Raw genomic sequence first — 14,591 nt, forward strand, 5'->3', positions numbered from 1 at the left:
GACTAAATATGTTAGAAAAAGACATACTAAAAGTTTTATTAACAGAGGAACAAATTGAAGAAAAAGTACGTGAACTAGGTGCAACATTAACAACAGAATATGAAGACAAGTTCCCACTAGCTATTGGTATTTTAAAAGGTGCAATGCCTTTTATGTCGGATTTGATGAAGCGTGTAGACACATATATTGAAATGGACTATATGGATGTGTCTAGCTATGGAAACGCTACCGTTTCTTCAGGTGAAGTTAAAATTATTAAAGACTTAAACACTAGTGTGGAAGGGCGCGATATTTTAATTATTGAAGATATCATTGATAGTGGTATGACTTTGAGCTATCTAGTGGATCTATTTAAATATCGTAAAGCAAAATCGATTAAATTGGTTACGTTGCTAGATAAACCGAGCGGAAGAAAAGTAGACCTTAAAGCGGATTATGTAGGATTTGAAGTACCGGATGCATTTGTTGTTGGATATGGATTGGATTATGCAGAGAAATACCGTAATTTACCATATGTTGGCGTACTGAAGAAAGAAGTTTATTCTTTTTAAAACAAATGATAAACTAAAAGGCTTTTCATTGTACGTTAAAAAAATCGTGTGATAAGATTATCTTTAGTTTTTCTGTTTACCTTGTGAGGAGGCTGGGAATGAATCGAGCATTGCGCTACGCTATATTATACTTATTGATATTCTTTGTAATTGTTGGGATATTTGCGACCTTTAATTCGGGCAATCAACCAACTAAAAATATTCGTTATGACGAATTTATGACTTCTCTTGCAAATGGAGAAGTAACAAGCTTTAGTATGCAGCCTGAACAAGGAGTTTATTTTGTTGAAGGTAAAATGAAGGGCTATGAAGAAGGGGAAACTTTCTTAACAAAGCTTCCATATAATTTTGAACAAGCACAAAGCAAAGTTTTAACGTTAGCGGAAACAAATGGAGTTCAAGTTGAAGTCGTAGAAGCTCCGAAAACGAGTGGTTGGGTTCAATTTTTCACTGGATTGTTACCGTTTCTAATCATCATTATTTTATTCTTCTTCTTACTTAGTCAATCACAAGGCGGTGGTAACCGTGTGATGAACTTCGGTAAGAGTAAGGCGAAATTATATGATAACGAAAAGAAAAAAGTAAGGTTTACAGATGTTGCTGGTGCAGATGAAGAAAAAGCTGAACTAGTAGAAGTAGTAGATTTCTTAAAAGATCCGCGTAAGTTTGTGGAAATTGGAGCACGTATTCCAAAAGGGATTTTGTTAGTAGGTCCACCGGGTACTGGTAAAACATTGCTTGCTCGTGCTGTTGCAGGAGAAGCTGGCGTACCGTTCTTCTCTATTAGTGGATCGGACTTCGTTGAGATGTTTGTCGGTGTCGGTGCATCTCGTGTGCGTGACTTGTTCGAAAATGCGAAGAAGAATGCACCGTGTATTATTTTTATCGATGAAATTGATGCGGTAGGTCGTCAACGTGGAGCTGGTCTTGGTGGTGGGCACGATGAGCGTGAACAAACACTTAACCAATTGCTAGTTGAAATGGATGGTTTCGGTGCAAACGAAGGTATTATTATTATCGCTGCAACGAACAGACCGGATATTTTAGACCCAGCACTTCTTCGTCCAGGTCGTTTTGACCGCCAAATTACTGTAGGTCGTCCGGATGTTAAAGGACGTGAAGCGGTACTTAAAGTACATGCTCGTAATAAACCACTGGATGACTCAGTAGATTTAAAAGCAATTGCACAACGTACACCAGGATTCTCTGGTGCAGATTTAGAAAACTTGTTAAACGAAGCGGCACTTGTAGCTGCTAGACGTAATAAGAAAAAAGTAGATATGAGTGATATTGATGAAGCGACAGACCGCGTCATCGCAGGTCCTGCTAAGTCAGGTAAAGTCATTTCTAAAAAAGAACGCAATATTGTTGCATTCCATGAAGCGGGACACGTAGTAATCGGATTAACACTAGATGATGCGGAAATCGTTCATAAAGTAACTATCGTTCCTCGTGGTCAAGCTGGTGGATATGCAGTAATGTTGCCGAAAGAAGATCGTTACTTCATGACAAAGCCAGAGTTACTTGATAAAGTAGCGGGATTATTAGGTGGTCGAGTAGCGGAGGATATTACATTTGGTGAAGTATCCACTGGTGCACACAATGACTTCCAACGTGCTACTGGAATAGTAAGAAGTATGGTTACGGAATATGGTATGAGTGACAAACTTGGTCCAATGCAATTCGGTCAAGCACAAGGAGGAAACGTCTTCCTTGGACGTGACTTTAACTCTGAACAAAACTACTCGGATAAAATTGCTTACGAAATTGACCAAGAAATGCAAACAATGATTAAAGAGCAATATGAGCGAACAAAACAGATCTTAACGGAAAGACGCGAATTATTAAATTTAATCGCCAATACGTTATTAGAAGTAGAGACACTCGATGCTGCTCAGATCAAGCATTTAGAGGAGCATGGAACGCTTCCTGAGAGACCTTATGAACAAGCGAACAAGGAAGCAGAAGTGAATCTTAAAAAAGAAGAAACAACTGATTCGGTAGGAGCTCCAGCAGATCCATCTACTGGCGACTTGCCAAAAGAAGAAGGTCCTGCGAGCATACCAGATAACGCAATTCAAGAAGAACGTAGAGATTAATAGAATGGAAAAGCTGATTGCCTGCCGCATATATGCGCGAGGTAATCAGCTTTTTCTTGCTCTAGAAACTTCAACAACAGAATGTAAGTCACTGATTAGGGAAACTGCGTGGTAAAAATCTTATAATACGTCCGTTAAGATTTCCGCTCTAGGCGGAAGCTTACCGCGGGGCGGGCGGTGAGCCTCCTCGTCGCTAATGCTCCTGTGGGGTCTCACCTGTCCCGCTGATCCCGCAGGTGTCGCCGCCCTGCGCTTCAATCAATTGAACTTGCTGACTAATCAATGGTTTTCACCCATAGAATATGCAACATAGTACTAGATTTAGTGCATCAATACAGAGTAAATAGCAAACTCTACTGGATTGTAGTGAAAGGGTGGCGAACTCCGGCGGGAACAGTACGAGCTGAAAGCCCCGCAGGAGCGAGAGCTCCGAGGAGATTGAAGCCGTGCCCGCGGAAAGCGGCCACCCTGTAGCGGAAATCCTAGCGGATACTTCATTCAACTCTTTATGTCGCAGTTTCCCTATAATGCGCAGTATACCATCCTACATCTCCTTTATTTGTCGGGATTGGCCAGGCTCCTGTGCTTTTGTTCTAGCTACCATATATGGTATGATATTTTGGAAAACTTACTAGAGAGTTGGGACAAGTCAGATGATACTTGTGTTAGATACAGGAAATACAAACATTGTTTTAGGGGTATATGAAAATGATGCATTAATCCATCATTGGCGGATGGAAACGGATCGTTTGAAAACTGAAGACGAATATGGGATGCAGGTGAAGGCGCTATTTTCACATGCAAATATTGCTTTTGAGCAAATAGAAGGAATTATCATTTCTTCTGTAGTCCCACCAATTATGTTTTCCTTAGAGGCGATGTGTAAAAAGTACTTTGGTATAAAACCATTGATAGTAGGTCCCGGTGTTAAAACGGGCTTAAATATTAAATATGAAAATCCTCGAGAAGTGGGAGCAGATCGAATTGTAAATGCGGTTGCAGCCATACATGAATATGGTGTCCCACTTATTATTGTAGACTTTGGAACTGCAACAACCTATTGTTATGTCAATGAAAAAGGAGACTATATGGGTGGGGCAATTGCTCCAGGTATTGGTATATCGACAGAAGCGTTGTTTACAAAAGCGAGTAAGCTTCCTCGAATTGAACTAACAAGACCGGAACACATTATTGGGAAAAATACTGTATCGGCTATGCAAGCAGGTATTGTGTATGGTTACGTAGGACAAGTCGAGGGTGTCGTGAATCGCATGAAAAAAGTATCGAAAAAAGCCCCTAAAGTTATCGCGACAGGTGGCATGGCTTCCTTGATCGGTGAGGAAACAACCGTAATGGACGTAATCGATCCGTTCCTAACGTTAAAAGGATTGTATTTAATATATCAACGAAATATAGACGAAAGAGGTATGAGATAAATGAATGATTATTAGTAAGAGCATTAGCTTTTGAAGGAAGCGTTCGTGCATTTGCTGTTCGGACAACAGATACAGTGGGAGAAGCTCAACGTCGTCATGAAACATGGCCAACAGCTTCAGCAGCTCTCGGAAGATCGATGACCGCTACTGTAATGATGGGTGCAATGTTAAAAGGAGAAGACAAGCTTACCGTCAAAGTAGAGGGAAATGGTCCAATTGGTCCTATGATTATTGATAGTAATGCAAAAGGGGAAGTACGAGGATATGTTACGAACCCACAAACACATTTTGACTTGAATGAAAAAGGAAAATTAGATGTTCGTCGTGCAGTAGGAACGGAAGGTACACTCACAACAGTTAAAGATTTAGGTATGAGAGATTTCTTTACAGGGCAAGTACCCATTACTTCTGGTGAAATCGCAGAAGATTTTACTTATTATTTTGCTGTATCAGAACAAGTGCCTTCTTCTGTTGGACTGGGCGTTTTAGTTAACCCAGATAACACGATTTTAGCTGCAGGTGGATTTATTATTCAATTAATGCCAGGTACGGACGATGAAACAATTACTATTATTGAAGAACATTTAAACAAAATGGAGCCAGTATCCAAGCTAATTGAAAAAGGATTAACTCCTGAGGAATTACTATTTGAGATTTTAGGGAAAGAAAATGTACAAATTTTAAGTACTATGCCAGTTTCATTTGAGTGTAATTGCTCTAAAGAAAGATTTGGAAGTGCAATTATTAGCTTAGGTGAAAGCGAAATTCGGGAAATGATTGCAGAAGACGGAGGAGCAGAAGCACATTGTCATTTCTGTATGGAAAAATATAATTATTCAGTAGACGAATTGGAGTCGTTTATCGATGAAATCAACGCGTAATAACGAAGATTTCCATCCGAAACGGCGTTTAAAAACGAAACCAGTACTTCTTGTGCTCGGCATCTTACTACTCGGTAATCTACTGTGGTTCATCGCCTGGTTAATACCGAATGACAAGACTACTAGTGAGACAGAAGAAGTTGCTTCCGTGAATGGGAAAGCTATTACGAAAAATCAGTGGATGGCTGAAATGGAATCGATGTATGGAAAAGAAGTTTTATTAGACATGGTAAACACAGAAGTCATGGAAGCGGCAGCTGAAAAAAACAATATTAAAGTAAGCGATGCAGAAATAGACTTGGAGCTTGCACTTATTCGTTCAACTCAAGAAGGGGGCGACACATCATTTCAATCATTCGATGAAGAGGTGATGCGTAAAAAGGTTCGTGCAAGGTTAATTTTAGAAAAAGTATTAGCGAAAGATATTGTTATTAAGGATGCTGATATTAAAGCATTTTATGAGAACAATAAAAACCTATACAATATACCAACTTCTTATCGTACAAGTGTTATTTATAATTCAACAGAAGCTGAAGCAAAAGAAGTATTAAAGGAACTGAAAAGTGGTTCTTCCTTTGAAGGATTAGCAAGAGAACGCTCCTCTGATGTAAGCTCAGCAAGTTTAGGTGGGGATATCGGCTATGTTGTGGAAGGCGCTGAAACAATAGACGAAGCACTGGGGAAAGCTTTACCGAAAATAGATGTGGGCAAATGGAGCGATGTTATTCCGTTAAAGGATGGTCGTTTTGCAGTAGTGCAAGTAAATAGTGTGTTCAAGGGACAGTCTTTTTCGTTTTCTGATGTAAAAGATCATATACGTAGAGAACTTGCACTAGATCAATTGCCACAATCAGTCACACAAGAAGCATTTTGGGAAGAATTTGATGCTGATTGGTTTTATAGCGAGAAATAAAAGCATACTCTAAGGAGTGTGCTTTTATTTTACTACGATTATTGACAATGCATCTCTAATATTGGTATGATTAAGAAAATAAAACCTATTAACTAAGTAGGGATTAGGAGTGGAACTATGACGAAGTTAGCACAATCCGTATTAGATTTAATTGGAAAAACACCGATCGTAAAACTAAACAGAGTTACAAATCCGGAAGATGCAGAAGTTTATGTAAAACTAGAATACTTCAATCCCGGCAGTAGTGTAAAAGACCGTATTGCGTTTGCCATGATTGAAGCGGCAGAAAAAGCTGGGAAATTAAAAGAGGGTAGCACAATTATTGAACCAACTAGTGGTAACACAGGAATAGGACTAGCGATGATCGCTGCTGCAAAAGGATATAAAGCAGTATTGGTAATGCCAGACACAATGAGCTTAGAGCGTAGAAATCTACTTCGTGCATATGGTGCAGAACTAGTATTAACACCTGGAGCAGATGGGATGAAAGGTGCCATTGCTAAATCGGAAGAGTTGGCAAATGAAAATGGTTGGTTTATGCCACAACAATTCAATAATGAGGCAAATCCAGAAATTCACCGTTTAACTACTGGACCTGAAATTGCAGAAGCATTTGACGAATTACACGGATTTGTTTCAGGAATTGGAACTGGTGGAACGATCACTGGTGCTGGTGGAGTATTAAAAGAAAAATTCCCTGATATTCAAGTCGTTGCAGTAGAACCAAAAGATTCAAACGTATTATCTGGTGGTAAACCGGGTCCACATAAAATCCAAGGAATTGGAGCTGGCTTTGTTCCAAAAGTATTGGATACAGATTTATACGATTCCATTATACAAGTATCCAATGAGGATGCTTACGAAACATCTCGCGAAGTTGCAAAGTCAGAAGGTATTTTAGGTGGAGTTTCTGCAGGAGCAGCTATTTACGCGGCGCTTCAACTTGCAAAAGAACTTGGCAAAGGGAAAAAAGTAGTCGCAATTATTCCTGATAACGGTGAACGTTATTTAAGTACTCCGTTATACCAATTCGAAGATTAATAAATGAAAGTGGAGAGGAGGCAATTATTGCTTCCTCTCTTTTTTTGTGGCGAAAAGGAGTAGTTTCAAGTTAAGATGAAGGCAAACCGTTTATAGGGGGATTTGAAAAAGTGGAATTACAACTTCAAACGCATGCATTTCAACTATCAAAGACTGCGTTTTTTTATGGATATAAAGAAATCACAAAAGATGAGTCCCATCATTTATTTTTTGAAAGTGGACGTGGAGGTCATTTATCCGTCGCGGCTTGGAATCCGCTAGCTGTGACTAGGTCCACGGAAACTGGATTACATATTGAGTGGAGAGATGGAAAGGTAGAAGAACGCGAAGGAGAAGCGCTTGCGGAGTTAGAAAAGCTAGTTTCTTCTTATAAATTGCCTTTTCAAGAAAATTTGCCGGATTTCCAAGGTGGAGCTGCTGGTTTTATTAGCTATGATTATGCAAGGAAAATAGAAGTGCTACCGACAATAGCGGATGATGATTTACATATTCCGGATATTTACTTTTATTTATTTGACGTTTGGGCAGTATTAGACGTTGAAAGGGAAGTTGTTACACTGATGAAGCTATCTACGAGTATGGTAGATTTGGTGAAATTAGAAGAACGATATAGAGCGGCTGCAGAAATGGGTCTTGCATTCAGTGTCCTTAGCTCGGGAGCTACATTGGAAGTAGCGGAAGATCATTCGAAATTACATGTATCTGTAGATTCTTTAGGATTTGAAGATGCTGTTCGAAAAGTACAGCAATATATAGCGCAAGGTGACGTTTTTCAAGTGAATTTATCCGTTCGCCAATCAAAAGAGCTGAAGGCAGAACCAATTGCTATGTACGAAGCATTGCGAGCTTTTAATCCATCTCCTTATATGGCATTTATTCATTCGCCTGAATTTGCTGTTGTATCAGGATCCCCAGAGTTATTAGTGAAGAAAAAAGGTACAGAATTATCCACTCGTCCAATTGCAGGGACGAGACCACGTGGTAAAAATGATGCGGAAGATATTGCTTTAGCCAATGAACTAATCGACCATGAAAAAGAGCGTGCAGAACATGTAATGCTCGTAGACTTAGAGCGAAATGATTTAGGAAAAGTATCTACATATGGAACGGTCGAAGTAGATGAGTTCATGGTAATTGAACGATATTCTCATGTGATGCATATTGTTTCCAATGTAAAAGGAACATTACGTGAAGGAGTATCGAATACGGAGATTGTACGCGCAATGTTTCCGGGTGGAACAATTACAGGTGCTCCTAAAATTCGTACAATGGAAATTATCGAAGAGCTGGAACCAGTTCGAAGAGGGATCTATACAGGATCTATTGGTTGGTTAGGATTTTCAGGTGATTTAGAGTTCAATATTGTGATTCGCACTGCATTTATTCAAGGTGGGATGGCATATATCCAAGCTGGGGCTGGTGTTGTTATTGATTCGATACCGAGTGCTGAATATGTGGAGTCATTAAATAAAGCAAAAGCAGTTTGGCAAGCAAAGGCGATGGCGGAGGGAGAAGGCAAATGATTTTAATGATTGATAACTACGATTCCTTTACATATAATCTCGTTCAATATATTGGGGAAATAGGGGTGGAAGTAAAGGTTGTTCGGAATGATGAATTAACGATTAATGATATCGAACAATTAGCACCTCAAGTCATTGTTGTCTCACCAGGACCTTGCACGCCGAACGAAGCGGGCATAAGCTTGGAGGTCATTCCCCATTTTGCAGGCAAAATCCCCATCTTTGGTGTTTGTTTAGGGCATCAATCGATTGGACAAGCATTTGGGGGGAAAGTGATTCGTGCAAATAGATTGATGCATGGGAAAACCTCTCTAGTTTTTCATGATGGCAAAGGGGTTAATGAACAAATGCCTAATCCTTTTCATGCAACAAGATACCATTCTCTTCTCGTGGAAAAAGAGTCATTGCCAGATTGTTTGGAAGTAACATCTTGGACGGAAGAAGGAGAAATTATGGGCATACGCCATAAAGAGTTTCCGATTGAAGGAGTGCAATATCATCCGGAGTCCATCATGACGCAAGATGGGAAAAAACTTATCAGAAACTTTATCGAAGAGCATTGCTTCCTTACAAAGGAGCAGGTATAAATGGACGCTTGGAAGAATGGTAAGTTATATGCCAGAGATGAACTAACTATTTCTGCATATGATCATGGTTTTTTATATGGGTTAGGCTTCTTTGAAACATTTCGCACATACGATGGTCACGTGTTTTTATTTGATGAACATTGGAAGCGCCTTTGTCGTGCTTTAGCTGACTATCGTATGACAATGCCATACGACAAAGAAACTGTTTTGGCTGCTATCTGCGCTTTAACAAAAGAAAATAATGGAGAAGATGGCTACTTTCGATTGAATATCTCGGCAGGTGTTCATGATATTGGGCTTCAGCCGTCGTATTATGAAAAGCCTACTGTGATTTTATTTCGAAAAGCTTTGCATCTTCCACCAAGAGGTACAGAGAAAAAAGCAATATGGTTGAAAACGACCCGGAATTCCCCGGAAAGTGCTTATCGTCATAAATCTCATCATTTCGCAAATAATATACAAGCGAGATTTGAAGTTGAGTCATTAGCAACACATGAAGGTGTTTTTTTGACAGCAGAGGGATATATTGCAGAGGGAGTTACTTCTAATATATTTTGGGTCAAAGATAAGAAAATCTCCACACCATCACTTGCAACAGGAATACTCGCTGGAATAACAAGAGAATGGATTTTACATAATTTTGAAGTAGAAGAAGGCTTGTTTACGAAAGATGTATTAGAATCGACAGATGAGGTTTTTATTACAAATGCGGTACAAGAAATTGTCCCTATTAAAGAGATAGAGGGAAGACCATTTTTAGGCAATCAAGGTCCTGTTTACACGGCACTACATGAAGCGTATGTAAAGTGTATTCAGGAGGAAAGGACAGTAAGATGAATTTACAATATCATACCGGACTCTTTGAAGGTGGAGGAGTTGCATTAGATTTTAAAAAAGAAACCATTGTGATGGGTATATTAAACGTCACTCCAGATTCTTTCTCAGATGGTGGAAAGTTTAATGAAGTAGAGGCAGCAGTTGCTCGCGCGAAGCAAATGGTTGCGGATGGAGCAAAAATCATTGACGTAGGAGGAGAGTCTACTAGACCCGGACATACGGTTATTTCTGATGAAGAGGAAATCGCAAGGGTTGTTCCGGTCATCCAAGCTATTCGTGCAGAAGTAGATGCAGTCATATCCATTGATACGTATAAGTCTGCTGTTGCTAGGGCAGCAGTCCTTGCAGGAGCGCATGTCATTAATGATATTTGGGGTGCGAAAAGAGATCCAAAAGTAGCGGAAGTAGCTGCTGAACTAGGGGTTCCGATTATTTTAATGCATAACCGAGATAACGAAGTATATAACGATTTCTGGTCTGAAGCTAAGCAAGACTTAGAAGAATGCATCCAAATTGCAAAATCGGCAGGGGTTCCAGACGAACATATTTGGCTAGACCCAGGCATTGGATTTGGAAAAACAACCGAGCAAAACATTTGGATGATGCAGCATTTAGCTGATTTAGTCGATATGGGATATCCAGTGTTATTAGCAACGTCTCGTAAACGTTTAATCGGTAATGTGTTGAATCTCCCTGTTAATGAACGAATGGAAGGTACAGGAGCAACTGTTTGTTATGGTTTGCAGCTTGGCTGCCATATGGTACGTGTGCACGATGTGAAGGAAATCGCGCGAATGACGAAAATGATGGATGTGCTGACAGGAAAACAGAAATACGAGGAAAGCGAGGGTTAATTATAATGGATTATATTCATTTAAATGACTTAGAGTTTTATGGATATCATGGCGCGCTAGCAGAAGAAACAAAGCTTGGTCAAATCTTTCGGGTAACGATTACGTTAGCGTGTGATTTAAAAAAAGCAGGCGAAACCGATAACTTAGTTGAAACGATTAACTATGCGGAAGTTTTTGAATTGTGTAAGGAAATTGTAGAAGGGAAACCTTTTTTATTGATAGAAGCAGTTGCAGAGAAAATTGCATCACGTATTTTAGAAGACTATAAAACAAAAGTTAGTGGATGTCGCATTCAGCTAGTGAAGCCTAATCCGCCGATAGCAGGACATTATGCTTCGGTTGCAGTGGATATTACAAGAGGTTCACTATGAATAGAGCGTATATATCATTGGGCTCAAATATTGGGGATCGCTTACTTTTCCTCCAGCAAGCCGTACGATTATTGCAAAATGTGAAAGGTATAAAAGTATGCCAAGTATCTTCCGTGTATGAAACGGATCCAGTCGGCTATGTGGATCAGGATGCATTTTTGAATATAGTAGTGGAGCTTGAGACTTCATTGACCCCACATGAGTTACTGAAAAAATGTAACGAAATAGAGGCGGAACTGGGACGTACGAGGGAGATACATTGGGGTCCAAGAACCGTAGACCTTGACATTTTGTTGTATAATGAGGAGGATATGAAAACGGAGAATCTCATTATTCCGCATCCAAGGATGACAGAAAGAGGCTTCGTTCTTATACCATTAGTTGAGATAAACGCAGATGTAAGAGACCCAAGGACAAATCGTTCTTTCATGGAGTTTGCCAATACTCAACAAGAAGGAGTCCATGTATGGAAAACTTTCGATGGAGTAGAAGCATTCGTTTTAATATAAGAATAGGTAAGTAAAAAGGTAGGTGGAAAATAGTGACAAATACATCAACAAAACCATTTCAAATTGGTGATCTTGTAATGGATAATCGAGTAGTGCTTGCTCCGATGGCAGGTATATGCAACTCGGCTTTCCGTTTAACGGTAAAAGAATTTGGAGCAGGACTAGTGTACGCCGAAATGATTAGTGATAAAGGAATCGTTTTAAAAAACGAAAGAACCTTAAGTATGCTGTATATCGATGAACGTGAAAATCCATTATCCCTACAAATTTTTGGAGGAGAGAAAGAGACGCTAGTTGCCGCCGCAAAATATGTAGATCAACATACAACTGCTGACATCATTGATATTAATATGGGATGCCCTGTAAACAAGATTATCAAGTGTGAGGCAGGTGCTAGATGGCTACTCGATCCAGAAAAGATTTACGAAATGGTTTCAGCAGTTGTAGATAATGTAAAAAAACCAGTAAGCGTGAAAATGCGTACAGGTTGGGATGAAGAACATCTATATGCGGTAGAAAATGCCCGTGCCGTAGAACGTGCTGGTGGAGCGGCAGTTGCAGTGCATGGCCGTACTCGAGTACAAATGTATGAAGGGCAGGCAAATTGGGATATAATTCGCCAAGTGAAACAATCGGTGAATATCCCCGTAATCGGAAACGGGGATGTAAATACACCTCAGGATGCAAAGCGGATGCTAGATGAAACGGGCGTGGATGCTGTAATGATAGGACGTGCAGCGCTAGGAGACCCTTGGATGATTTACCGTACAGTTGAATATTTAGAAACAGGTGTTTTAAAGCCAGAACCAACTGCTCAAGAAAAAATTGACGTTTGTTTATTGCACTTTGATCGTTTAACTGCCTTAAAAGGGGAAAAGATAGCGGTTAGGGAAATGCGCAAACACGCAGCTTGGTACTTGAAAGGTATACGTGGTAATGGGACAGCAAGAAATGTGATTAACCAAACGGAAACCGCTCAAGCGCTAAAGAATTACTTACGTGGTTTTGCAGAAGAAGCTTCCAAAGAGGAATATAACGCTGTCGATTCTATTCTTGCTTAATAGCAAAAAGAAGGGCTGTCACATTTAGTGATGGCTCTTTTAAGTTTCGATAGGTAATCTGAATAATGGAAAATATCGAACGATGAAGGAAAAAGATGAATAGAACACAGAAATTGTGTACAATAAGTTCAATGTTATAAAAGATACTTGCGAAATAGTAAGTAGTGGAGGAGTGACCGACATGTCTAATGTAGAAGAATTAAATGATCAACTTTTGGTGAGAAGACAAAAGATGACTGCAATACAAGAGAAAGGATTAGATCCTTTTGGCGGAAAATTCGAGCGTACACATTTGAGTAACCAAGTAATCGCAGAATTTGAAGAGTTTACAAAAGAACAATTAGAAGAAACAACACATGAAGTAGTCATAGCTGGACGTATTATGACGAAGCGCGGAAAAGGAAAAGCGGGCTTTGCTCATATCCAAGATTTTGGCGGTCAAATTCAAATTTATGTGCGTAAAGATGCGATTGGTGAAGATGCATATGAATTATTTAACTCAGCTGATTTAGGGGATATTGTAGGAGTACGAGGAAACGTGTTCCGTACACAAGTAGGCGAGTTATCTGTAAAAGCGGTTGAATTCACGTTTTTAACTAAATCGCTACGTCCGATGCCTGAGAAATTCCACGGACTAAAAGATGTCGAGCAACGTTACCGTCAACGTTACCTAGATTTAATGACGAGCGACGAAAGTAAAACAACTTTTGTTACTAGAAGTCGTATCATTCAATCTATGCGTCGTTACCTTGATGGACAAGGTTACCTGGAAGTAGAAACTCCATTATTACATTCTGTTGCTGGTGGAGCAGCTGCACGCCCATTCATTACACACCATAATGCGCTTGATATGGAATTATATATGCGTATCGCAATTGAATTGCATCTAAAACGCCTAATTGTAGGTGGATTAGAAAAGGTATATGAAATTGGTCGTGTATTCCGTAACGAGGGTGTTTCAACACGTCATAATCCGGAATTTACAATGATTGAACTATATGAAGCGTATGCGGATTATCAAGATATTATGAACTTAACGGAGAATTTAGTATCGCATGTAGCCCAAGAAGTACTAGGTTCTACCACTATTATGTATGGTGAAGACGAGATTAATCTTGCTCCAGGCTGGAGACGCTGGCATATGGCGGATGCAGTAAAAGAAACTACCGGTGTAGACTTCTGGAAGCAAATGACGAAAGAAGAGGCACATGCGTTAGCGAAAGAACATGGAGTAGAAGTAAAACCTTCTATGGAAGTGGGACATGTATTAAATGAATTCTTTGAACAAAAAGTAGAGGAAACATTAGTACAACCAACATTTATTTATGGACATCCAGTTGAAGTGTCACCACTTGCAAAGAAAAATCCAGAAGATAGTCGTTTCACAGATCGTTTTGAGTTATTCATCGTTCGTCGTGAACATGCGAATGCATTTACAGAGTTAAATGATCCAATCGATCAACGTCAACGCTTTGAAGCACAGTTGGTAGAAAAAGAAGCAGGCAATGATGAAGCACATGAAATGGATGAGGATTTCTTAGAAGCATTAGAATACGGTATGCCGCCAACAGGTGGACTAGGTATCGGAATTGACCGTTTAGTAATGTTACTAACGAATTCCGCTTCTATTCGTGATGTACTATTATTCCCAACGATGCGTCATAAAGATTAATTAATATAGTAAAGGAGATGCTGCTATGTAGTAGTGTCTCCTTTTTTATTCTTCTATATATAGTGTTTCGGAGTATATAAAAAATGGTTTGAAATTTATTTCAAAAAAGTACTTGTCAAAACAAAAACAGGGTGGTATAGTTATCAAGTTGTCATTTTCACTACTGATTTCACACGAAAAACAAATTGAAAAAAGTTGTTGACAATGAATAACAGAAATGTTAAGATATTAAATGTCGCTGAAACAAGACGACAAC

At 39.5% G+C, this 14,591-nt stretch carries 13 protein-coding genes and 1 pseudogene; all 14 read left to right on the top strand.

Annotation, left to right across the window (positions count from 1 at the left end; genetic code table 11):
- The first annotated feature begins 8 nt into the window (after positions 1 to 8).
- The 14 genes and pseudogenes from hpt to lysS all read left to right on the top strand — a co-directional run bounded on the left by hpt (position 9) and on the right by lysS (position 14,335).
- On the top strand, positions 9 to 551 hold the full coding sequence (gene hpt / locus OR571_RS00655; RefSeq protein WP_142540934.1) for a hypoxanthine phosphoribosyltransferase: 543 nt from the start codon (positions 9 to 11) through the stop codon (positions 549 to 551).
- A gap of 98 nt (positions 552 to 649) precedes the next feature.
- Positions 650 to 2,650: an ATP-dependent zinc metalloprotease FtsH gene (gene ftsH / locus OR571_RS00660; protein ID WP_282240962.1), complete on the top strand. Its 2,001-nt coding sequence runs from the start codon at positions 650 to 652 to the stop codon at positions 2,648 to 2,650.
- A 653-nt stretch (positions 2,651 to 3,303) separates the two neighbouring features.
- Complete coding sequence (locus OR571_RS00665) at positions 3,304 to 4,086, top strand: type III pantothenate kinase (RefSeq protein ID WP_282240963.1); 783 nt, start codon at positions 3,304 to 3,306, stop codon at positions 4,084 to 4,086.
- A gap of 11 nt (positions 4,087 to 4,097) precedes the next feature.
- A pseudogene (gene hslO / locus OR571_RS00670) lies at positions 4,098 to 4,967 on the top strand (Hsp33 family molecular chaperone HslO); the annotation flags it as partial.
- A complete protein-coding gene (locus tag OR571_RS00675; protein WP_282240964.1) occupies positions 4,951 to 5,880 on the top strand; it encodes a peptidyl-prolyl cis-trans isomerase in 930 nt (309 codons plus the stop codon). The pseudogene hslO and the gene OR571_RS00675, both read left to right, overlap by 17 nt.
- Before the next feature lie 117 nt (positions 5,881 to 5,997).
- Complete coding sequence (cysK, locus tag OR571_RS00680) at positions 5,998 to 6,921, top strand: cysteine synthase A (protein WP_282240965.1); 924 nt, start codon at positions 5,998 to 6,000, stop codon at positions 6,919 to 6,921.
- A 110-nt stretch (positions 6,922 to 7,031) separates the two neighbouring features.
- A complete protein-coding gene (locus OR571_RS00685; protein WP_282240966.1) occupies positions 7,032 to 8,444 on the top strand; it encodes an anthranilate synthase component I family protein in 1,413 nt (470 codons plus the stop codon).
- A complete protein-coding gene (gene pabA / locus OR571_RS00690; protein ID WP_282240967.1) occupies positions 8,441 to 9,031 on the top strand; it encodes an aminodeoxychorismate/anthranilate synthase component II in 591 nt (196 codons plus the stop codon). Before OR571_RS00685 ends, pabA begins: the two co-directional genes overlap by 4 nt.
- On the top strand, positions 9,032 to 9,868 hold the full coding sequence (pabC, locus tag OR571_RS00695; RefSeq protein WP_282240968.1) for an aminodeoxychorismate lyase: 837 nt from the start codon (positions 9,032 to 9,034) through the stop codon (positions 9,866 to 9,868).
- Positions 9,865 to 10,722: a dihydropteroate synthase gene (folP, locus tag OR571_RS00700; protein ID WP_282240969.1), complete on the top strand. Its 858-nt coding sequence runs from the start codon at positions 9,865 to 9,867 to the stop codon at positions 10,720 to 10,722. The genes pabC and folP overlap by 4 nt, the downstream gene beginning before the upstream one ends.
- Positions 10,723 to 10,727: 5 nt before the next feature.
- On the top strand, positions 10,728 to 11,093 hold the full coding sequence (folB, locus tag OR571_RS00705) for a dihydroneopterin aldolase (protein WP_282240970.1): 366 nt from the start codon (positions 10,728 to 10,730) through the stop codon (positions 11,091 to 11,093).
- A complete protein-coding gene (gene folK / locus OR571_RS00710; RefSeq protein WP_282240971.1) occupies positions 11,090 to 11,602 on the top strand; it encodes a 2-amino-4-hydroxy-6-hydroxymethyldihydropteridine diphosphokinase in 513 nt (170 codons plus the stop codon). Before folB ends, folK begins: the two co-directional genes overlap by 4 nt.
- A 32-nt stretch (positions 11,603 to 11,634) precedes the next feature.
- Entirely contained in the window at positions 11,635 to 12,663 is a 1,029-nt protein-coding gene (dusB, locus tag OR571_RS00715; RefSeq protein ID WP_282240972.1) for a tRNA dihydrouridine synthase DusB, read from the top strand.
- A gap of 181 nt (positions 12,664 to 12,844) precedes the next feature.
- Positions 12,845 to 14,335 (top strand): lysine--tRNA ligase, encoded by a 1,491-nt coding sequence (lysS, locus tag OR571_RS00720; RefSeq protein ID WP_282240973.1) that lies wholly within the window; start codon positions 12,845 to 12,847, stop codon positions 14,333 to 14,335.
- Positions 14,336 to 14,591: the final 256 nt, after the last annotated feature.

It is taken from the genome of Psychrobacillus sp. NEAU-3TGS, assembly GCF_029955155.1.
GTDB lineage: Bacteria > Bacillota > Bacilli > Bacillales_A > Planococcaceae > Psychrobacillus.

Coding starts and splice junctions, on each gene's coding strand:
- folK (WP_282240971.1), top strand. CDS start 11,090: ATGAATAGAGCGTATATATCATTGGGCTCAAATATTGGGGATCGCTTA.
- OR571_RS00665 (WP_282240963.1), top strand. CDS start 3,304: ATGATACTTGTGTTAGATACAGGAAATACAAACATTGTTTTAGGGGTA.
- ftsH (WP_282240962.1), top strand. CDS start 650: ATGAATCGAGCATTGCGCTACGCTATATTATACTTATTGATATTCTTT.
- pabA (WP_282240967.1), top strand. CDS start 8,441: ATGATTTTAATGATTGATAACTACGATTCCTTTACATATAATCTCGTT.
- hpt (WP_142540934.1), top strand. CDS start 9: ATGTTAGAAAAAGACATACTAAAAGTTTTATTAACAGAGGAACAAATT.
- cysK (WP_282240965.1), top strand. CDS start 5,998: ATGACGAAGTTAGCACAATCCGTATTAGATTTAATTGGAAAAACACCG.
- pabC (WP_282240968.1), top strand. CDS start 9,032: ATGGACGCTTGGAAGAATGGTAAGTTATATGCCAGAGATGAACTAACT.
- folB (WP_282240970.1), top strand. CDS start 10,728: ATGGATTATATTCATTTAAATGACTTAGAGTTTTATGGATATCATGGC.
- folP (WP_282240969.1), top strand. CDS start 9,865: ATGAATTTACAATATCATACCGGACTCTTTGAAGGTGGAGGAGTTGCA.
- OR571_RS00675 (WP_282240964.1), top strand. CDS start 4,951: ATGAAATCAACGCGTAATAACGAAGATTTCCATCCGAAACGGCGTTTA.
- lysS (WP_282240973.1), top strand. CDS start 12,845: ATGTCTAATGTAGAAGAATTAAATGATCAACTTTTGGTGAGAAGACAA.